This is a genomic window from Flavobacterium pectinovorum (assembly GCF_900142715.1).
GTDB classification, from domain to species: Bacteria; Bacteroidota; Bacteroidia; order Flavobacteriales; family Flavobacteriaceae; genus Flavobacterium; species Flavobacterium pectinovorum.
In genome coordinates this window covers 44,661-65,600 of record NZ_FRBX01000008.1, presented here as the reverse complement: position 1 = coordinate 65,600, position 20,940 = coordinate 44,661, and the positions used below count along the sequence as shown (strand labels likewise).

Genomic DNA, 20,940 nt, shown 5'->3' with positions numbered 1-20,940 from the left:
TATGTTAGCATTACTATTTAAAAATTTCATTCGATCGAAAGGAACAAAAATTGGATTATTGTTTCTATTTCTTATCGGATTTATAAGCCTTTTAATTGGAAAACAATTTCAGGAAAAACAAACTAAAAATATTGCCGAAGCTGCAGAATATCAAAAAGAGCATATTGCGCGAAATGCTGCTTTTCATAAAGCCGAAATTGGGCTTCTGCTCTATTATGTCAAGTTTTCGCTAGTCAATAAAACGTTTCCGATAAACAGTCTGGCAATTGGACAGCGAGACGTAAATCCGTCTATTCAAAGTGTTACAATTCGCGGTTTGGAAGGTCAGAAATATGATTCGGAATTAAATAATCCGAGTAATCTTTTGTTAGGAAACATTGATTTTAGTTTTGTTCTCGTTTATCTTTTTCCTCTTTTAATAATCGCTTTTACCTATAATATTGTTTCTGAAGAAAAAGAAAGCGGAACCTGGAAAATTGTGGCAACACAAACTGATAATACATTTTTATATATTCTTAAACTATTTTATATCCGGATTTTAAGTTTAATTGCATTATTAACGATTGTAACTTTCATTGCCATTTTTATACTGAATATTCCATTTAACAAATCACTTTTTACATTTTACATTCTAAGTATTTTGTACATTCTTTTTTGGTTTTCGGTTTGCTTTTTTATTGTTTCATTGCAAAAGAATTCAAATTTTAATGCGGTTATTTTGTTAACAATTTGGCTGTTTCTGATTATTATTTTACCGGCAACAATTAATACTTATATAGTAAATAAATATCCGGTTCCCGAAGCTTTGGAACTTACATTGAAACAACGAAATGCCTATCATGAAAAATGGGATATGGATAAGCAGACAACGCTTGATAAATTCTATAAACATTATCCTCAATTTAAAAGTTATACTTTGCCTGATAAGGAATTTAGCTGGCTTTGGTATTATGCAATGCAGCAAATGGGTGACGACGAATCGGCAATTCAGTCAAAAGAATTAGAAACCAAGTTGACTCAAAGAAATCACGCAAGCCAGACAATTGCACAATTTATTCCGACTTTGCACACACAAATTCAGTTAAATGAAATTGCAAAATCTGATTTAGGAAATCAACTTTTGTTTATGCAAAAAACGAAAGAATTTCATGAAAAAATGCGATTGTATTTTTATCCGAAGATATTTGATAATGCTCCGGTAGAAAAAGAAAACTGGTCTAAATTTAAGGTTGAAACTTTTAGTGACGAATCGACAATCAGTTTTACGAAGTCTTTTGTTCCTTTACTCCTTTTCAATTTATTGCTGATTGGTTTTGGATGGCGAAATTTTAAGCGTAACGTTTTTTAACCGCAAAGTACGCTAAGCTTTATGGTGAGTTTTACCACAGAGATTCACAAAGGTTTCCACAGAGATTCGCAAAGATTGTACAAAGCTTTGATAATTTATTTCGCGCAAAGTCGCAAAGCCGCAAAGTTTATTTTCTTTGCGGCTTTGCGCGATTAATAGAACAGCTTTTAATAAAACCTTGCGCTCTTTGCGATAAAAAAACTTTGCGTACTTTGCGGTAAAATATACCCCAACGATAAATGAAAAAAATAATATTAATAAGCTTACTTGTTATTGCGGTTTTCTACGTTCTTAAACAATTCGTTTACAGACCTTATGCATGGAAAAAAGCAATTAATAGTCCGGAACATAAACTACAATTGGGCAGTTTTATTTTTAGCAAAAAAAGAGGCTCAAACGGAAGCCAAAGCATGCAGAACTATTATTTTGCTTTTAAAGTAATTGAAATAAACGGCGATTTGGTAAGACTTTCGGTGATCAGAAAATTATCAGATAAAAATAATCTTTTGCAATCTGATTTTTCGACTACAAAAGAAGCTTATAAAAACTTAAAACAAAACATTCAAAATCTCACGATTACCGGAATACTCACAGAAGATTTATACAAAGTTGATGGTGCAACATACATCATAAATGACTATTTAATAAGTAAATATCCAGATTTAAAAAAGTCGAGATACTATTATCAGGATATTCCGGTGAATAAAAAAAATACTACTGTACCAACAAATCCTGACGATCTGATTATGTATTACGATTTAGTTTATTCGAAAGAAGAAATCATTAAAAACGGCAGACTTTCTCCGTATACAATGACAAACAGAACTAAAGGCGAAATCGATACAGGATTATCTCAAGATATCGATTTGATTGTAAATTAGCTGCGTGTTTTTAACCGCAAAGTTCGCAAAGAGTTACACAAAGTTTATGCAAAGCTTTGTGGTAATTTTAGCTATAGAGTTCGCAAAGCTTACACAAAGCTTTGCGAACTTATGTTTTATTAAAAACCGCTTATCCAAAAAATCTTTGCGTGCTTTGCGGTAAAAAAACATTCCGGTTAACTTTTTACACTTATTCTGAATAATTTTTCGGGAAACATTCTTTATTTTAATTTTATTTAGAATTAGTATAAATAATATTTTATATTTGCCGGAATCTGAGCAAAATCGAGTAGTTTTTAGAAATTACTTATATTGCTTTTCCAAAAACAGAAATCCGTTTCGATGATTGATAATAACAGTTTTGAACTTAATCTTTTTGAATCTTTTAAAGAAGGAGATCAGGCTGCATTTACTTATTTTTACGAAAAATACTTCAACAGGATTCAGGCTTTTTGTGTTCAGTTTGTTTATGATAAAGATGAAGCAGAAAATCTGGCTCAGGAAGCTTTGCTTTATTTATGGCAAAACAAGGAAAGTGTTGATTCTATAAACGGAATACAATCTTTTTTATATACCTACGCCAAATCGAAATGTTTGAATATGATTCGTCATAATAAAGTGAAGGATAAATTTAAAAGCGATGTATTAAATCAGAAAGAAAGAGAACTGGATATCGAAGTCTTAAATTCGATACAATTTGACACTTTAGAATTAACCGAATTAGAACGCATTATTCACGAATCGATCAACGAACTTCCTCCAAAAACCCGAGAAGTTTTTATAAAAAAACGATTCGAGAACAAAAAAAATGCAGAAATAGCAGAAGAAATGCAAGTGACCTTAAAAGCTGTAGAAGCCCATATGACAAAGGCTTTGAAGATTTTAAAAACAAAATTATCTGATTATTTATTTTTACTTTTTATTCTTATTTGTAATAATTAAAAATAAAAGGTAGGGTTTTTTATTTCTGAAGTGTACTTACTAAAACCAAAAGATTAAAAACCAAAAAATGATTTCAGAAATACTTCATAAATATTTATCGAACGAAGCTTCGGAACAGGAAATTCAAACTCTTTTTGAATGGATCGATGCTTCAGAAGAAAATAAAAAACAGTTTATAAATTTAAAAAAGACCTGGGCAATAACTTCGTTGTCTGAAGGTTTTTCGAGTGAAGCTATTCCAGTAATTTCAATCAAAAAGAAAAACAAACTAACAACCTGCTTAAAATTTGCTGCTGTATTTTTAGTCCTTTTCGGATTAGCAAAACTGGCTTTTAATTATAGTCAAAAAACAGCATCTTTAAAAGAAATTGTGTTAGAACTTGCAGACGGAAGTTCAGAGTTAATTACTTCAAATAACCAATCGAAAGTAGTAAATGACAAAGGAGATTTGATTGCCAAAAAATTTCCAAATCAAATTATTTACTTCGGAAAAGTTCAGGATCAGGAAGTCGTGTATAATACACTTAAAGTTCCGTACGGAAAAAGATTCAAACTACAACTTTCAGACGGAACGGTTGTTAGTTTAAATTCAGGAACTACTTTTAAATATCCGGAGCAATTTGGTGTAAACGGAAAAAGAAATGTTTACCTGACCGGTGAAGCTTTTTTTGAAGTTGCCAAAGACAAAACCCATCCTTTTATTGTGCACGCAAACAAAGTTGAAGTTGAAGTTTTGGGAACAAAATTCAACGTAAGCGCTTATCCTGAAAACCCAACAGTAAATAGCACTTTGATCGAAGGAAGTATTCAAATGGCAGAAGTAGAAAACAAATCAAATGCTGTTTTATTGATGCCAAACCAAATGGCAACATGGCAAAACAATTCGAAAAAAATTACAACCAAATTCGTAGACACAAGCATTTATGCCGCCTGGACAAAAGGCGATATTGCTTTTAAAGATACCCCATTTTCAACCATTGCAAAAATTATAGAGCGCACTTATGATGTGAAAATCATCAACGAAAATTCTGATTTGGCCAGACAGAATTTTACCGGTTCTATAAAAATTAGTGAGTCGAGCGTCGAGAATATTTTAGAATTGCTAAAACGCGACACTCCATTTAATTACGCAATAAAAGAAAATACTATTACTATTACCAATATTCCATAATTAACTAAAAACATGACATTTACGATACCCAATTTAAGGAAAATGCTATTTTTCCTAGCTCTGTTCATATCTGGTTTTAAAGGTTTTTCCCAGACTAAAACGATTACTTTACATGCAAAAGAGCAGCCTTTAACTGTAATTATAAAAGCTATCGAAGAGCAAAGTAATTTCAGAATTATTTTTAATGCCCGTAAAATCGATGCTGATCAAAAAGCGTCTATTGATGTAGATAATGCAACTTTAGAAACTGTTTTGACACAATTGTTTAAAGGAAAAAATATTTCATTTTACGTTCAGAATAAACAGGTTTTACTAACTAGCTCTGCTCCTGTTTCTACAGATAATTCATCGCAGGAAACAGAAAGATTCATTACTGGAACTGTTTACAGCGCCAAAGACAAACTGCCTCTTCCGGGTGCCACAATTCGCATAAAAGGAACTGGAATGGGTGCTGTAACCGATTTTAATGGAAAATTTGTTTATCAGCTAAAAGGAAATAACATCAATAATCTTGTTCTGGAAGTTGCTTTTTTAGGAATGATTCCACAATCTCAAAAGGCAGAAAACAAGAAAGATTTTGTGTTTTATCTTGAAGAATCTGTAGACGAATTAAATCCTGTTGTGATTACGTCATCTTACGGAACTACAAAACTGAAGGAGGAAATTGTGGGGAGTATTTCGACAATAACTGCGAAAGATATTCCGGTGCAGCAAGCCTCAGAAAGCGTTGATAAAATGCTGGAAGGACAAATTGCGGGAGTTTTAATTGAAAACACTTCTGGAGTTGGTGGTCCTGTAAAAATAAATATTCGTGGTCAGGGAAGTTTGAAATCGTTAAGTAATTCCATTTTGGGGACATCTACTCAACCTTTAATTATAGTTGATGGTGTAATTATGAGTGAACAAACTGGAATTGACAGCCAATATTTTGACGGAGGAAGACTCGCAGAAGGATTATCAAATCCATTGGCAATGATTTCGCCTGATAATATCGAAAATTTCACTGTTTTAAAAGATGCCGCAGCTGTTGGTATTTATGGTGCCGATGGTGCAAATGGTGTAATTTTGATTACAACCAAAAAAGGAAAATTAGGAAAAGCTAAATTTGGTTTCTCCAATCAGCTTGGTATTTCATCAGCTATAAATCAAATTAAATATTTAAACGGAGAACAATATACAGAAGTAAGAAATCAGTATTTAAAAAATACAACTTCCGGTTATGTTCCTGTTGCTTATAACGGAGTTGATACAGATTGGTTTGGTTTATTAAACAGATCTGGCATTTATAATAAGTATAATTTTAATGTTTCAGGAGCCACTTCAAAATTCTCTTACCGAACCAATATTTCTTATTTAAATATTGATGAACCACAAGTAGGAAATACTACAAAACAGCTTAATGGAGGGATAAACTTAGGCTATCGTGCATCAAAATGGGATATTAATTTATCGCTTAATCCTAGTTATATTAAAAAAGATGCTCCAAACATTTATTATGATTTTGCTTATTTGCCCACTATATCTCTATACAATGCTGATGGAACTTATGCTAATTTAGGTGTATCCGGTGGTAATACAGGAGGAAATCCGTTGGCTGCAATTGAGCAAAACAAAAATGAGACTGAATCACGTGGACTTTTAGGAAGTTTGAATGTAGCTTATGAGCTAAATAAAAACATAAAATTTTCGACTTTATTCGGAATGGATTATGTTGATAAAGTTCAGGATCGCTGGTTCTCTGGCGAAAACGAAAGCGGGCAAAATAACGGATCTTTTATTTTAAATGGCACTACTTATCCAAACTGGGGAAGACGCCTTTTTAATAACCGAAACTCAACCAAATGGAACTGGCAAGGGCAAATGCTATATAATAAACAAATCAATCCAAATCATGGTATCGATGGCGTAATTGGTTTTGAACTTTCTGAAGAAAAAACCAATTTTGATTATGCATCGGCTTCCGGTTTTTCAAATCCAAATGTAATTAACAGAGTTGAAGATGCCATTCAGGATGATGACACCACAACTCCATTGGTTGATGAAACAACAGCAAGACAAGTTAGAGGATCTGATTTTAGCAATAATTCAAGGGTTTCTTTATTTACACAAATCAATTACAATTATAAAAAGAAATATTACGCTTTAGTCAATTTTAGACGCGACGAAAGTTCTGTTTTTGGAGATGATACCAACGTTGCTTACAACAGCGGCGCAGGTTTGGCCTGGATTACAAGCAACGAAGATTTTTTAAAATCAAGTTCATGGATAGATTTATTAAAACTTAAAATTAGTTATGGCTCTACAGGAAATTCCCGAATAGGTTCTTATCGCTCAAAAGGACTTTATACGCTTTCGCAAAATGGATATAACGGATATCTTGAAGCTAATCCAAGTGCGGCACCAAACGGAAATCTAAGCTGGGAAAAAAATCTAAAATTTAATACAGGAATCGATTTTAATGTATTTAATACGGTTGAATTATCATTAGAATATTATTATGACGACTTACAAGATTTGATTACAAGTAGAAATATCCCAACTGAAACAGGATATGGAACGGTACAATTAAATGCTTCAAGCATGTATAATAAAGGTTTCGAATTTTCAACGCGAATTAAATGGTTTCAAAAAGGTAAATTTAAGTGGACATCAGCATTTAATATATCAACTGTAGACAATAAAGTAACCGAGTTAGTTGGTTTAGGAAGCAACTATTCTATCGCAAATCTTGCACTTGCACAAAAAACCGGTTACAGTACCACTACAATTTGGGGTGTAAACTGGGTAGGAATTGATCCTGCAACAGGCAGAGATCTTATTAAAAAAGATGGACAGCTGTATGATTCTACAACTTATGCAAGAACATTTAGCGAGGCCGACTGGGTGCCAATTGGAGATTTACAGCCAAAAGCTTTTGGTGGTTTCAGCAATTCTTTTTCATTAAACAATCAAATTACTTTATCAATTAATGGTGCTTTTCAATGGGGTGGAGATAAATTGGTTTCAGAAGAAATAGTAGCAAAATACAGAACTTCGTCAAACAGAAATATGTCTGTCAACGCTTATGATTATTGGAAAAACCAAGGAGATATAGTTTCACAGCCTTCTCCTGGAGATAATACCATAATTTCTAACATGAGTAAATATGTTTATGATGCTTCGTACATTAAAATAAGCAATATTAACCTGAGCTATAATGTTCCTTTAAAAAACACTTTTCTTGATACATTAACTCTTTTTGCTGATGTTTCTAATGTGCTTTACTGGTACAAAGAAAAAAGTCCTTCCGGGATGAATGGCATTAGAGAATTTAATTACACTTATCCACAAGCCAGAACTATTTCGTGTGGAATTAATACTAAATTTTAAAAAGATGAAATACTTCAAAAATATAAAGAGGTTTAAGTTTCTTATGCTTTTGGCAGCAATTTGTTTGCTGCAAAGCTGTAGTGATTTTTTAGAACAGGAACCTGGAACTCAAATTTCAATTACTGAGCAATTAAAAACAAAACAAGGTGTTTTACAGGCTTTAAATGGTATATACGGCGATCTTGAAACTGATGTTAGAGGGGAACGTTTTGCTGTTTATGCAGATTTGCAGGGAGGAAACTTAAAATTTAGTCCATCATTAACAAATGGTTCTCAAGGACAATTTACTATTCCGACTAACATTAAAAACCTGTATTCTTTTGGAGATATTGCTGATGAGTCTAACTTCTCAATTTTTTATGGCGATAGTTATGATATTATCAATCAGGCCAATTTAATTTTAGAATTTACAGATGCTTTAACAGACGCCACTGAAGCTGAAAAAAACCAGATAAAAGCCGAAGCTTTAACAGCAAGAGCATATGTGCACTTTTTATTGAGTGAAATATACAGTCAAAATTATGGTTATACTGATGATGCATCACATTTGGGAATTGTGTATAATACAAAATCTATTACCGAAGGAATTCAATATCCTTCGAGAGAAACTGCTGCAAACACTTATTCCTTAATCATTAAGGATATAACAACAGCTTTAAACCTTTATTCTGACAGTTCACTTTTGCAAGGTCCGGTTTATTCCTTTTTTAATACTAAAAATACAAAAGCTCTTTTGGCAAGAGTTTATTTGTCTAAAAAAGACTGGAAAAATGCTTATGAAACTGCAAATGATGTAATTGAAAATTCTGGCGTAAGCTTAATGAATTCTGCTGATTATATTGCGCAATGGGAACAACCTGATCTTCCTGTTTCAGAAATTTTATTAGAATTTTCGATTCCAAAAGGTTCAGACGGAACAGCCAGTGGATCATTATCTTCCTATTTTGGTTATACCAGCGATGCCAGTTACTCCAATTATGTCGCATCACAAGACTTATTAAGTTTGTATGAAACAGCAGATATTAGAAAACAATTGTTTTTAGAAAAGCCATTATCAACATTGGTCAACAATCAACAAATCAAACAAAATTATTATTTTACTAAAAAATTTCAGGGAAATCCGGGATACATTGCTTTTAGATTGAGCGAACAATATTTAATTCGTGCCGAAGCAGCATTGGAACTAGACAATACCGATCAGGCAAAAAAAGATATTAATACCATAAGAACCCGGGCAAATGCAAGTGAATTAACAGAGACTGAAGATTTGAAAGAGGCATTGTTTCTTGAGCGAAGAAAAGAATTGTGTTTTGAAGGTCATCTCTTTTTTGATATTGCCAGAAATAAAAAAGATATTTCCCGTAATGATGGCTGCATATCTCTTAATTGCAGTTTAACCTATCCGTCGCCAAAATTTGTATTGCCAATACCACGAAGCACTATTATCGTTAACCCAAACTTAAAACAAAATGAATCATATTAAAATTATAGCTGTAAGTATCGTTTTAACGTTATTTGCTTCATGTTCAAAAGATGATTACAAATTAGATTCTAAAAACATAGATCCCTTTATCAGGTTTAATTTCCAGACTACAAGCACTGGTATTCCGTTAGAATATCCAGCAATAAATACTTCATTAGTACCTGCCAGTACATACGATAATAAATCTGTAAAAACTTTAAAAATACCAGTAACACTAACCTCTACAAATTTAAAAAATGCTGTAGAAGCTTCTTTTAGTGTAACAACAACCGGAAGTGAAGATGATTTTACTTTAAATCCTGTTGATAAATTATTATTTGAAGGAACAAAACTTACTGATACCCTTTTTCTTTCTTTTGATAAAAGATGGCAGCCAAATCAAAGTATTACACTAAAACTTCAAGAAACTTCAGATCCGGCAATTCACATTGGTAATTTGAATACATCTGCGGTAAATGACGTATTTACAGTAAATTTGGGAGAAATAAGCACGACTTATACTTTTCCTGTAAACCGAATTAATATTAAAGGAGTTGCCGGAGAAACAGTAGATTTTAAAATCAATTTCCCAAATGGATTCTTACCATCTGAAATTGAAAATCTTGATACATTTACATTTCTTAATGGTTTTGAATATTCTTTAACACACGATGATTTTGGGGATGACAGAAGCTCAATTACATATCATTTAACGCTTTTAGAAGATATTCAAAATGATGATGTTCGTTATGTAACTGATATTACTTTAAACAATACAACAAATTACACCGCTACCGGAAATACTATTTTACAAATTATAAAACCAATTAAATCACCAAGAGATGTTCAGGCCAATCCGGCATCTAAATTTTATGATTTATCAAATCAGTTTTACCTGACTTACGGCGAGCATTGGTTTGATAAAAGCGGTACATGTGCCTGGCAGACTTTTAATGCCTTTACGTTTCCTTTAGTAGTAACAAAAGACAACGAAAATGCTATTTTATATAGTGATAAGGGTACAACAAATACGGCTGATGATGTCTATCATGACGCTTTTATAATTGGATTTAATGTTGTAACCGGAACAAACACAACAAATTCATTTGGGTTAAAAAGATTTTTCTCTAACGAAAGTACTGCAGCGCAATATTCTCCCGGATTTAATATTACTTCGGCTCTTGAATTTTTTCCAACAAATGGAAACAGTAAAACTGATGGTAAAGTACTTGTTATTCCACAATATATAACGATTGGAACTACTAAAGTATCTCATGTTATTGCTATAGCTGGTGAAGGAACTTACAAAGAAATTAGTACCGGTTTGTTTGAAATTTCTTTTGAGTTAAAACTAACCAATGACGAACTTTTTGGAGGAACGGTTTCTACACAATATAAAATGTATAACAACAAAACATATCCAAAAATAGACCCAATAAACGACGCTTGCCCTAAAGAAGTTACGCTTTAAGTTTTAAATTAAAAAAGTTTCAAGTTTCAGGTTTCACGTTCTGCCGCAACTTGAAACCTGAAACTTGAAACAAAAAATAAATATGAAATTAAAAACCTTAATAATACCTATCGCCCTTCTCCTAAGTTTAACAGCTTATAAAAGCGTTGAACAGCCAGATTATATCGATATTACAGAATTAAGAAAACTGTATTCCAACGGAGATGCTTCGAAATGGCCTGCAGCAGAATTACACGAAAGTATCGATAAATCTAAATTTGAGGATATTGGTGTTTTGCCTGCAGTTCCTTATCCGGATTATAATCCGTATTCGAAAGAGAAAGAAGCGTTGGGGAAAATATTGTTTTTTGATCCGAGATTGTCTTTGAGTGGACAAATTGCCTGCGCGTCGTGCCACAATCCGGAATTGGGCTGGACAGATAATTTAACGCGTTCTTTTGGTCATGATCGCCAAACGGGAAAACGAAATTCGATGACGATTTTAAATTCGGCGTATGCCAAAACTTTATTTTGGGATGGCCGTGCGAAAAGTTTAGAAGATCAGGCACAATTCCCGATTGGAGATCCATTGGAAATGAATGAAAAACTAACTATTGCCGTAGATAAAATTGCGAAAATTAAAGGATACAATTCTCTTTTTACAGATGCTTTTGGAGACAAAACAGTGAACCTGCAAAGAATTCAATATGCCATTGCTACTTTTGAAAGATCTATTAATAGTCCGAAAAGTAAATTTGACAATTTCATTAGCGGAAAATCTGAAGCATTTACAGATGCTCAGGTAAAAGGATTGCATTTGTTCAGAACCAAAGCGCAATGCATCAATTGCCACAATACGCCTTATTTTAGTGATAATCAATTTCATAATGATGGTCAGACTTTATTCGGAACCAAAAATGAAGATTTCGGAAGATATAATGTGACCAAAGATGTAAAAGATATTGGCAAATTCAGAACGCCAACACTTCGCGAAGTCGCGAACACAAAACCCTGGATGCATCACGGACATTTTCCGTCTCTATTAGATGTTGTTGAATTGTATAATGGAGGAAATCCCTCTCCTGTTCAAAAGAAATATCTGGGAACGGCAAGAGATTCCCTGATTCCAAAAGTAGATCCGATGCTTAAAAAATTAAACTTAAACAAAGAAGAAATCAGCGATTTACTGGCTTTTATAGAAACATTAAGCACACCAACCAGACGTATTATGACGCCAATAATGCCAAAATAAATTATTTGATAAATTGTGAATGCGCCCCAAAGTTCCACAATTTTAAAGCTCGTTTCATTTATATGAAACGGGCTTTTTTATTAATAACCAGTTAATTAAAAAATATATTTTGTTTTAATACAATCAAGACACATTCGAAAAAAAATGCATTATTATTGATGGTTTTCCTTCTATTCAAGTACAAATATATTTACAAAAAAAGGAATACGCTTGTAAAGTTTTAAGAAGAAATTGTTTTATTTGTAATACAAACCAAATTTTTAAAAACTGAGAAATCGTTCTTAAAAATATATCCAAAACTAAAATTATGGCAACCCTTAAAACCTGGAAAGAAAGACCAACTGAACCTGAAGTACAAAAAGTAGTAGAAGATTTTTTTGCTTATTTAAAAAAAGGCGAATTAGACAATGCTAAAAATTTAGTCGATCATGTATATGATGATTGGGAAGAATCTATACATGTAATCTGGCGCGATCATTATCTTATTCATGAGATCGCAAACGATGAATCTTTTGAAGGAAAAGAATGGCTTAACAATCTGAAATGGTTAAATAATGTTGATATTTTAGATGATTATATGTGGGCCGAAGAAAATGGCAACACAAGATATTTTGATGTTAGTTTAACCTATTTAGGTGAACCTTCGGGATTTGCTGCTCAATTTTATTTGGTAAAAAATGATGATCTTTATTTTGTAAAAAGAGGTCTTATAGATATGGCATAAGCACTTTTTAAAAAAATGAAAAGCCCGTTTCATTTATACGAAACGGGCTTTTTTTATTTTTTATTGAACGAATTCCACTACAATCTTGTTTCATTTTCTAAAGTGAAACCAACTTACAGCGTTTAAATACTTTTTCTGTAAAACTAAAATTAATTTTGATTTATAATTTAAAACCCCTTGTTAAGTCACTTAACACAAACTAATTACAAATCAAATTAAAACTAAAATTATGAAAAAGTATAATTTATTATTTGCTGTTTTTTTATTTTCAATTTTTGCAAAAGCACAAACTTCAAACTCATTTCTGCTTAATTTATATGCAGGTTATGCCTTTCAGGATAAAGTAGAATATGATAACTCTTATGCTTATGTAGAAGACGGTTTTGAATATGGTATCGGTTTCGAGTATTTTATTGTAGAAAATAGTTCTATCGAATTAAAATACAACAGACTCGATACAAAATTGCCTTTATATGGTCCCTTAGGAACGCAACTTAATGCCGGAGATGATAAAGGTGCATTAAACTATATTTTAGTTGATTACGCACATTATTTTGATATTGGTTCTAACGTGATGCCTTATCTTGGTGCCGGTGCCGGTATTACTCTTCTTGAAACACCTCAAAGCGGAACCGAAAATTATTTTGCCTGGGAAATAAAAGGCGGTGTAAAAATCAAAACTTCTTCGCCTTGGTCTATCAATTTAAATGCTTATTTGCAATCTATGTCCGCCTCAGTTGGTACCAGCTATTACTGGACTTATTATGGTCCGGTTGGTGTAACAGATTTTGTAGCAACCTATCAATTTGGTTTAGGAGCAACTTTAAGTTATGATTTCAGTAAATAAAAATAATAGTATTTAAAAATATTCTATAATCAATAAACATCAAAAATTATGAAAAAATTATTTCTTTTCCTGGCCATTATAGCTTCAACATCCATATTTGCTCAATCTACAGATGATGTGATACTTGTGCAAAGTCTTTACGGAAAATCTAAAGGAGATATTATAAAAGATTATTTGAATTTGGCAGAACCACAAGCTACAGCATTTCAGGCTGTCTACGATAATTATGAAGTAGAACGCAAAGCATTGGGTCAGAAAAAAATACAGCTTATAAACGACTACGCTATCAATTATGATAAAATTACGGATGAAAAAGCAGATGAACTGGCAAAAAATAATTTGAAAAACAATGTTGATTTTGAAAAGCTTTTATCTAAAGCTTACGGCAAAGCAAAAAAAGCAATTGGACCAATTAATGCCGCAAAGTTTATCCAGTTAGAGCAGTATTTTCAAACTACAATAAGATCTGCGGTTCAGGACGAAATTCCGTTTATTGGAGAATTGGAAAAAACGAAAAAATAGTTATCAGTTATGAATTATAAATTATGAGTTTTGAGTTAGGGGTGAAAAATCATAAACCATAAAATTTAACTCAAAACAAATAACTTGATTACATTATAATAGAAAAGGCTGCCGTTTAAACTGGCAGCCTTTTAACTAAAATTACAAGCCATAATTTATAACTCATAATTCATAACTAACTCTTACTTTTTAATAAAACGTTTGATCGTTTTAGTTCCATCTTTCTCAAAAACAATAAGATAAATTCCGTTTCTTAGACCCGAAACATTTAAATTATTGTCGTTGATTTTTTGTGACACAACCAAACTTCCTGTTTGGGAATCTACCACGCTTACGTTTCCTCCCACTACATCTGTAGTAAAGAAAAGTATATCTGTAACCGGATTTGGATATACGTTTAAAGCAACTGAATTTACCTCATCTTCAACAGTAATAGACGAAGCTACAGGAGTTGCTGCTGCGCCAATTTTGGTAATCCTGATCCAGTTAATGTTCATTCCCGTATTTTGAATATAGATTCCAAAATTATAAGTTCCGGCATTTACGCTAACTGTTTGCGTTACAGTTTGCCAATTTTGCCATCCTCCGGTGTTGGGAATATCAACATTTCCTAAAATAATTGTTCCGCCGTTTAAATCTGAAGATAATTTACCGCCTGCTACTCCACTCGCAACTCTGTATTCAATTAAATAAGAACCTGTTGTTGGAAAATTAATATTATTATAGGCTAACCAGTCTCCTGTTTCTGTATAACCTACATTTGAGCCTCCACCTGTATCTGTTGTAACTTCGGTCTGGATTCCGCTCATAGCAGAATAATCTTCTGCCTGAATTAGGGTTGAAGTTTGCGCAGTTGTGGTTGAAATTAATTTCCATTGTCCGCAAACCTGTCCATTATCCTGCCATTGCTGGACATTGGCACCATTTGTTGTGCTTGCTCCTGCAACCTCAACTAATTTGCCGCTATGTCTGGCAATAATTTTATAAAATCCATCTCCGGTAGAAAACAATATAAACTGTTGATTTGTAGTTCCGTTGTACGGATATTGCTCTACATTGGCACCATTGTCTTTATTAAAATTATTTACATCTAAAGACTGGCCGCTATGGTTAGCAATAATTTTATACAGACCGTCGCCCAAATGTGTAAACGTAAACTTTTGATTTGTAGCCGAATTTGCAGTTCCCTGAGCCACATTGGCACCATTTGATAAACTTGCATTCCAGACATCCATGTTTAAACTGCTGTTTCTGTTTTGCAAAAAGAAAGTTTGATTTCCTAAAGTGGTAACTCCGTTTGCAAGAATTCTAATCGAACTCACTTTATCATTCCAGGTTGTGTTCAAACAAGAATTATCAGAATTAATTACAGTTGAAGTTCCCGTAAAATTATCGTCCTGATATAAAATTGCCTGAAATCCCTGCGTGATTCTTAATGACGAAATATCATCATTTAAAATTCCCAAAGAATTTAAACGTGCCAAATTGTAATCACCAATTGTTAATCCGCCAGAAAATCCGGTGTAGTTACAATCTTTATAAGCCGTAATTACATCTGTTGAAGCGGCTATATTTCCTCCCGGCGGAATTGTTCCTGTAACCGTATAACTTCCGATAGAACCGTACGCCGAATATCCGCCATAACCCGCACTTCCTGCACCGTTGCCATCAACACCGATAAAGTATTTTCCGGCTGGTAAATTCACATTCATCGAAGCGTTTAAAGCAAAAGGATCAGAGTTCCAGTACGTTCCCATTTCTGCTCCCGCTGAATTGTATAAGCGAATTAAAAGATGCAGATTTGCATGTCTGGAAACGGTATTTGCATTAATTGAAACATTTCCTCCGCCTGTTGTAAACGTAAAGAAATCATAATCGGCTTCGCTGGAAATAATTCCATTTTTTTGGTTGATGGCTCCGCTTGCGTTATAATCTAAAGTGGCTGCAGATGCGGTTGTATTTCCGTAATCATCACCTCTGTAACCTACTCCGAATTTATTACTTGCAATAATCGCAACATCATCTTGTTTGTTGTTCGCATAATCGTATTCACCTTTACTCCACTGAACTACAGGTCTGTAATATCCTGCGCCCATAATTGGCGCCCACGAAGTATTGTTTATTCCTACGAAATAATCTTCTGCAGGATTTGTACGTCCATCGTGACCAAGGTCAAAAGTATGACCAACTTCATGCGCAGAGGCATCTCCACCAGATTTACCCGAGGTAATAAATACCCAGCAAGGCACATCGTTGTCCCAATTGAAGGAACCAATATACGCTACTCCCCCCGCCCCCGGGGCCGCAGTATTGGTTGGAGTTACCACCACACGCATTCTTCTGTTTCTTGGGTATGAGTTAAAAACAGCTTCACTTGTTGTAACATTCACGTTAAAAGGTCTGTAATCTTCAGCCACGACTTCCCAATGTTCCTGAACGGCTGCATCGCTCATTCCCGATGGCGCTGCATTTATCGCATTTCCGTTGTTCCAGAGATTTCCTGCCGGCATATTGTATCCGTCAAAATCTAAAAAAACACAGCCTGCCGCTCCAGGTAAACTTTGCAAATTCAACAAGGCCTGAGCAATTTGTGCTGCGGCTGTTTTACTTGTTATTTGAGTTTTTTCAGGAACATTTTCATAGTTCACACAAATCAGCGTATTGATATCTACTTTCGATACAAAAGCATTTCCGCTGGCATCAGAATAGTATTTGTAAGCTTCTTTTGTTTTCTTTAGAATAATATGTCCTTCCAGCGATTTGTCCATCACTTTGATATAAAAAGAAGATTCAGGAACATTCTTGATTTCACCAATCAAAAATTCACTTGAAGCATTTGATTGTTTGTAATTGATTTTTCCATTGAAGTTTTTATGCTCCGCCTGAAGTAAAACGGTTTTCTCACCCGTACTTTTTGAGGTAGCACTTGCGAGTCCGTTTTTTAAATTATTCATAAATGTTTTACTCGAACCTAAAGAAGTCTGCGCGACGGCAAAACTGCTAAAAGCAATAAAAACAAATAAACTTAACCGAAATCTGTAATTGTTTTTCATATGATATTTGAGGTTTGGGGTTACATATTTGATATAGTGTGTTGCTATTTAAACACATAGAAACATAGACGTTTACTTATAAAAAAAACGTTTCATTTGATTTTAATACACCCCGACGCTTCGGGACTATGTGATTTTATTTCACGCAGATTTTAAAAGATTTAAGCAGATATGCGCAGATTATTATCAAATTAAATCTGCCACAATCTGCAAAATCTGCGTGAAAAAATCTTTTTAATACTATAACACAGCTAATGAAATTTTTAATTTTTAATTCTCAATTTTTAATTAAATCCTTATTTCTTAATAAAACGTCGCACCGTTTTGATTCCGTCTTTTTCGACCAAAATCAAATAAACTCCGCTTTTTAAACCGGCAACATCAATGCTGTTACTATTGGCTTTTTGCGAAGAAACCGTAGCGCCATCCTGAGAATTGATAATGCTTAAATTTGCTCCTATAATTTCTGCAGAAAAGAAAAGCTCTGATTCTGTCGGATTTGGATAAACAGTCAAACTTTCAATTTTATCTGTTGAATCTGATTTTGCTGCTAAAGCCGATGCCGATTTCGTGATTCTGATCCAGTTGATATTCACACCCGTGTTCTGAATATAAATTCCGAAATTATACGTTCCGGCGTTTACATTTACGGTTTGAGATACGGTTTGCCAGTTTTGCCATCCTCCGGTATTCGGAATATTGACAGCCCCAAGCTGAATCGTTCCTGCACTTAAATCTGAAGAAATGATTGCTCCGCTGACACCACTTGCCACTCTGTATTCAATTAAATAAGAACCAGATGTTGGAAAATTGATGTTGCTGTAAGACAACCAGTCAGCCGTATCGGCATAACCTACATTTAAACCTCCGCCTGTATCTGTGGTTGCTTCGGTTTGAATTCCGCTCATGCTGGTATAGTTCTCCGCTTCAATCAATATTGAAGGAGAAGAATTGGTTACTGCCCTAACTCTTACAGAACTAGCAATATCATTGAAACTATTAGCCACCAGGCACGTATTATCTGAAGTAATAATAGCAGAAGAACCAGCAAAATTATCATTTGCATAAAGCACTACTTCATAACCGGTTTGTACTTTAAGCGAAGAAATATCATTATCTAAAATTCCTTTCGCCTGTAAATTAGCTAAAGTATAGTTGCCAGCTGGTAAACTCACAGCATATCCGCCATAATTGCAATCTTTATACACTGTGGCAACACCACTTTGCGGTGTGTCATAAAAGGTTTGTCCAGCCAGATTTCTTCTTTTCAATCCTTGTGCTTTATAACTGGCAACCAAAGTATTAATCTGAGCCAGATCTACTGCTGTGTTTTTATAATATAAAACCCAGTCGGTCATGAAAGTATTTTCTCTGTTACCAGTTCCGATACCTAATACATTGTTCCAAATCCAGTTTGCAAATGCGATCTGCATCGTACTTCTGGGATAAACCGAAAGACCTGCCTGAGTTTCATTGTCTGTAACAGAATGCGTTGCAATAAGCGTGTTATCCATATAATATCTAATATTCACGCCATCTGTACATGTAGCAATAAAGGTATGCCACCCGGCTAATGATTTTTGCTGGGTCGAATAGGTTTTCCATGGCTTCCATGGATTTGCGATATATTTGTGATAAGAGGTTGTATATCCTACTCTGTTATCCGGAGAAACACCCCATTTATCAGCAGCCATATATTCAATGATATCCAATTCACTATATTTTGAACCATCCTGAGCAAGTGCTGAACTTACAATGGTAAAAAACGTCTGTATATTGGCATCTTTACTCGCAAAAGCTTCATCTGATAAATATACTCTTGATGCATACGTTCCTTCAAAATATTCATACGAACTTTCTATTCTGGAATGTGTTATCGCTTTTGACTGACCATTAACGGTTGTTTTTAAAGTCATTAACTTATTCGATGCGTCATTCGGGTCTGTAATAAAATTGACGTTATTACGGCTGTAAGTGGCTCCTTCCGGAGGTCCACTTACGCCATTAATAATTTGCCATTTGTTAAACGATGCCAATTGCGGATCTGTATTACCGGAATAATTAAAATCATCAAACATGATAACCTGAGCCTGGCCGCTTAAACCAAAGAAAATAAATGTTAGTATCAGTAACTTTGAATTACTTAAGACTTGTATATATTTCTTCATCCTTATTTTTTAATAAAACGTCTTACCGTTTTAACTCCGTCTTTTTCTACCAAAATCAAATAAATTCCGCTTTTTAAACCTGCAACATCAATACTGTTGCTGTTGGCTTTTTGTGAAGAAACCGTAGCGCCATCCTGAGAATTGATTACGCTCACGTTTGCTCCTGAAATTTCTGCAGAAAAGAAAAGTTCACTTTCTGTTGGACTTGGGTAAACGGTTAAACTTTCGATTTTGTCTGTTGCAGCTGATTTTGCAGCTAAAGCCGAACCTGATTTTGTGATTCTGAACCAATTTAAATTAAAACCTGTATTTTGAACATATATCCCGAAGTTGTATGTTCCTGCATTTACGTTTACGGTTTGAGTGATCGTCTGCCAGTTTTGCCATCCTCCGGTATTTGGTACATCAACAGCACCAAGCTGAATGGTTCCGGCACTTAAATCAGAAGATAATCTTCCTCCTGAAACAGCACTCGCTACTCTATATTCGATAACATAAGAACCAGATGTTGGAAAATTAACATTGTAATACGCCAGCCAGTCGCCTGTATCTGCGTAACCTACATTTAAACCTCCGCCAGTATCTGTTGTTGCTTCGGTTTGAATTCCGCTCATTGAAGAGAAACTTTCGGCCTGAATTAAAGTTCCGCCGCCAACTGGTGGCTGACTTCCCGTAATAACCTGATTTACGGCTGTCAATAAAGATTTTGATCCGGTTGCATCTTGCGATAATTCCCAAATCATAACACCACCCGCATTTTGAATCGCGAAAGTAGTTTTTGCTTTTATGGTTGGTATTCCGTTATAATAAATCGTATTTCCTACCTGATCCTGATTTTCTGCTCCCGGATATTGTGCTACAATATTCGCAAAAGAAATTCCCTGATTGGCAGAAGCTCCAAAACCATAACCATAAAAAGGAAGTCCGATAATGGCTTTGCTTGCCGGTAAACCTCTTCCTGTCCAGTAATTAAACTGGTTTACAGCCATACTGTAAGGAGAATGCTGTCCTGGATTTCCTGGTGCCCAAGGACCTGTTGCATCGTACGCCATAATGTTGATCCAGTCATAAGCCGCAAAAGTAGATGAAGGCACATTGGCACCACCGTAACCTTCAGAAAGTGCTGCTGTAATTTGTTTTCCTCCTGAATGCAATTTATTCGCTAAAGCAATTACAAACCCTCCGTAATCACCGTTAATTGCAGGACCTTCTAAATCTACATCGACTCCGTCAAAATTATGCGCTATCACATAATCGTAGATCTTTTGGATAAAAGCTGTTCTGTTGCCAGGCGTAATCAAATTAAAATAATTATCACGAATAGCGCCACCTTCAGAAATTGCGCCTCCGCCAAGCGAAACAAAAACTTTTACGTTTTGAGCGTGAGCCGCATTAATAATTGTGTTTGATCCTGAGTTGAAAGTTAAATATCCGTTGGCATCCGGATTTTCAAACGCAATATTTATGTGCGTTAATTTGCTGTACTGAATAGTGCTCGAAAATGAATTCAAATCAATCCAGTTGGGAATGTAAGCGATTACTTTTTTTTGGGCTATTGATAAATTAACAACACCCAGAACCAAAATTAAGATCCATTTTAACTGGATCACTTTGTAATTGTTTTTCATAGTAACATTTTTTAATAGATTAATAGATATTTAATTTTCGGGGGAGAAAATAATTCCAGATTTTAGACTTTAGATTTCAGATTATTATCTAATCTTAACCTAAAGTCTGCGATCTAAAATCTC

The 20,940-nt window shown here is 34.1% G+C and carries 14 protein-coding genes; 11 read left to right on the top strand and 3 right to left on the bottom strand.

What is annotated here, in order from left to right; genetic code table 11:
- Position 1: 1 nt before the first annotated feature.
- The 11 genes from BUE22_RS22005 to BUE22_RS21955 all read left to right on the top strand — a co-directional run bounded on the left by BUE22_RS22005 (position 2) and on the right by BUE22_RS21955 (position 13,968).
- Positions 2–1,348, top strand: coding sequence for a DUF3526 domain-containing protein (locus BUE22_RS22005; RefSeq protein ID WP_073398131.1), 1,347 nt, complete (start codon positions 2–4; stop codon positions 1,346–1,348).
- 239 nt (positions 1,349–1,587) lie between these two features.
- Positions 1,588–2,229, top strand: coding sequence for a hypothetical protein (locus tag BUE22_RS22000; RefSeq protein WP_073398130.1), 642 nt, complete (start codon positions 1,588–1,590; stop codon positions 2,227–2,229).
- A gap of 342 nt (positions 2,230–2,571) precedes the next feature.
- Positions 2,572–3,171 (top strand): RNA polymerase sigma-70 factor, encoded by a 600-nt coding sequence (locus BUE22_RS21995; protein WP_073398129.1) that lies wholly within the window; start codon positions 2,572–2,574, stop codon positions 3,169–3,171.
- Between the two features lie 67 nt (positions 3,172–3,238).
- A complete protein-coding gene (locus BUE22_RS21990; protein ID WP_073398128.1) occupies positions 3,239–4,342 on the top strand; it encodes a FecR family protein in 1,104 nt (367 codons plus the stop codon).
- A gap of 42 nt (positions 4,343–4,384) precedes the next feature.
- The gene (locus tag BUE22_RS21985) at positions 4,385–7,711 is read left to right on the top strand and encodes a SusC/RagA family TonB-linked outer membrane protein (RefSeq protein ID WP_243396839.1); all 3,327 of its coding nucleotides are present in this window, start codon (positions 4,385–4,387) and stop codon (positions 7,709–7,711) included.
- Between the two features lie 4 nt (positions 7,712–7,715).
- On the top strand, positions 7,716–9,194 hold the full coding sequence (locus tag BUE22_RS21980) for a RagB/SusD family nutrient uptake outer membrane protein (protein WP_243396840.1): 1,479 nt from the start codon (positions 7,716–7,718) through the stop codon (positions 9,192–9,194).
- Positions 9,181–10,644 (top strand): hypothetical protein, encoded by a 1,464-nt coding sequence (locus BUE22_RS21975; protein ID WP_073398126.1) that lies wholly within the window; start codon positions 9,181–9,183, stop codon positions 10,642–10,644. Before BUE22_RS21980 ends, BUE22_RS21975 begins: the two co-directional genes overlap by 14 nt.
- An 82-nt stretch (positions 10,645–10,726) precedes the next feature.
- Complete coding sequence (locus BUE22_RS21970; RefSeq protein WP_073398125.1) at positions 10,727–11,875, top strand: cytochrome-c peroxidase; 1,149 nt, start codon at positions 10,727–10,729, stop codon at positions 11,873–11,875.
- A 307-nt stretch (positions 11,876–12,182) separates the two neighbouring features.
- On the top strand, positions 12,183–12,599 hold the full coding sequence (locus BUE22_RS21965; protein ID WP_073398124.1) for a hypothetical protein: 417 nt from the start codon (positions 12,183–12,185) through the stop codon (positions 12,597–12,599).
- Between the two features lie 229 nt (positions 12,600–12,828).
- Positions 12,829–13,446 (top strand): outer membrane beta-barrel protein, encoded by a 618-nt coding sequence (locus tag BUE22_RS21960; protein ID WP_073398123.1) that lies wholly within the window; start codon positions 12,829–12,831, stop codon positions 13,444–13,446.
- Between the two features lie 48 nt (positions 13,447–13,494).
- On the top strand, positions 13,495–13,968 hold the full coding sequence (locus BUE22_RS21955) for a hypothetical protein (RefSeq protein WP_073398122.1): 474 nt from the start codon (positions 13,495–13,497) through the stop codon (positions 13,966–13,968).
- A gap of 182 nt (positions 13,969–14,150) precedes the next feature.
- Here BUE22_RS21955 and BUE22_RS23860 read toward each other — a convergent pair whose 3' ends face one another.
- The 3 genes from BUE22_RS23860 to BUE22_RS21940 form a co-directional block, all read right to left on the bottom strand.
- Positions 14,151–17,021 (bottom strand): RICIN domain-containing protein, encoded by a 2,871-nt coding sequence (locus BUE22_RS23860; protein WP_243396841.1) that lies wholly within the window; start codon positions 17,019–17,021, stop codon positions 14,151–14,153.
- 296 nt (positions 17,022–17,317) lie between these two features.
- Positions 17,318–19,189, bottom strand: a complete 1,872-nt coding sequence (locus BUE22_RS23970; RefSeq protein WP_242607235.1) for a carbohydrate-binding protein — start codon at positions 19,187–19,189, stop codon at positions 17,318–17,320.
- A 2-nt stretch (positions 19,190–19,191) separates the two neighbouring features.
- Positions 19,192–20,817 carry a glycosyl hydrolase family 18 protein gene (locus BUE22_RS21940; RefSeq protein WP_073398121.1) on the bottom strand — a complete coding sequence of 542 codons (1,626 nt, stop codon included), beginning with the start codon at positions 20,815–20,817 and terminating at the stop codon, positions 19,192–19,194.
- Positions 20,818–20,940 lie beyond the last annotated feature (123 nt).

What these genes read in the sequence shown, in the direction of transcription:
- BUE22_RS22005 (WP_073398131.1), top strand. Translation starts at nt 2, where the DNA reads ATGTTAGCATTACTATTTAAAAATTTCATTCGATCGAAAGGAACAAAA.
- BUE22_RS22000 (WP_073398130.1), top strand. Translation starts at nt 1,588, where the DNA reads ATGAAAAAAATAATATTAATAAGCTTACTTGTTATTGCGGTTTTCTAC.
- BUE22_RS21995 (WP_073398129.1), top strand. Translation starts at nt 2,572, where the DNA reads ATGATTGATAATAACAGTTTTGAACTTAATCTTTTTGAATCTTTTAAA.
- BUE22_RS21990 (WP_073398128.1), top strand. Translation starts at nt 3,239, where the DNA reads ATGATTTCAGAAATACTTCATAAATATTTATCGAACGAAGCTTCGGAA.
- BUE22_RS21985 (WP_243396839.1), top strand. Translation starts at nt 4,385, where the DNA reads ATGCTATTTTTCCTAGCTCTGTTCATATCTGGTTTTAAAGGTTTTTCC.
- BUE22_RS21980 (WP_243396840.1), top strand. Translation starts at nt 7,716, where the DNA reads ATGAAATACTTCAAAAATATAAAGAGGTTTAAGTTTCTTATGCTTTTG.
- BUE22_RS21975 (WP_073398126.1), top strand. Translation starts at nt 9,181, where the DNA reads ATGAATCATATTAAAATTATAGCTGTAAGTATCGTTTTAACGTTATTT.
- BUE22_RS21970 (WP_073398125.1), top strand. Translation starts at nt 10,727, where the DNA reads ATGAAATTAAAAACCTTAATAATACCTATCGCCCTTCTCCTAAGTTTA.
- BUE22_RS21965 (WP_073398124.1), top strand. Translation starts at nt 12,183, where the DNA reads ATGGCAACCCTTAAAACCTGGAAAGAAAGACCAACTGAACCTGAAGTA.
- BUE22_RS21960 (WP_073398123.1), top strand. Translation starts at nt 12,829, where the DNA reads ATGAAAAAGTATAATTTATTATTTGCTGTTTTTTTATTTTCAATTTTT.
- BUE22_RS21955 (WP_073398122.1), top strand. Translation starts at nt 13,495, where the DNA reads ATGAAAAAATTATTTCTTTTCCTGGCCATTATAGCTTCAACATCCATA.
- BUE22_RS23860 (WP_243396841.1), bottom strand. Translation starts at nt 17,021, where the DNA reads ATGAAAAACAATTACAGATTTCGGTTAAGTTTATTTGTTTTTATTGCT.
- BUE22_RS23970 (WP_242607235.1), bottom strand. Translation starts at nt 19,189, where the DNA reads ATGAAGAAATATATACAAGTCTTAAGTAATTCAAAGTTACTGATACTA.
- BUE22_RS21940 (WP_073398121.1), bottom strand. Translation starts at nt 20,817, where the DNA reads ATGAAAAACAATTACAAAGTGATCCAGTTAAAATGGATCTTAATTTTG.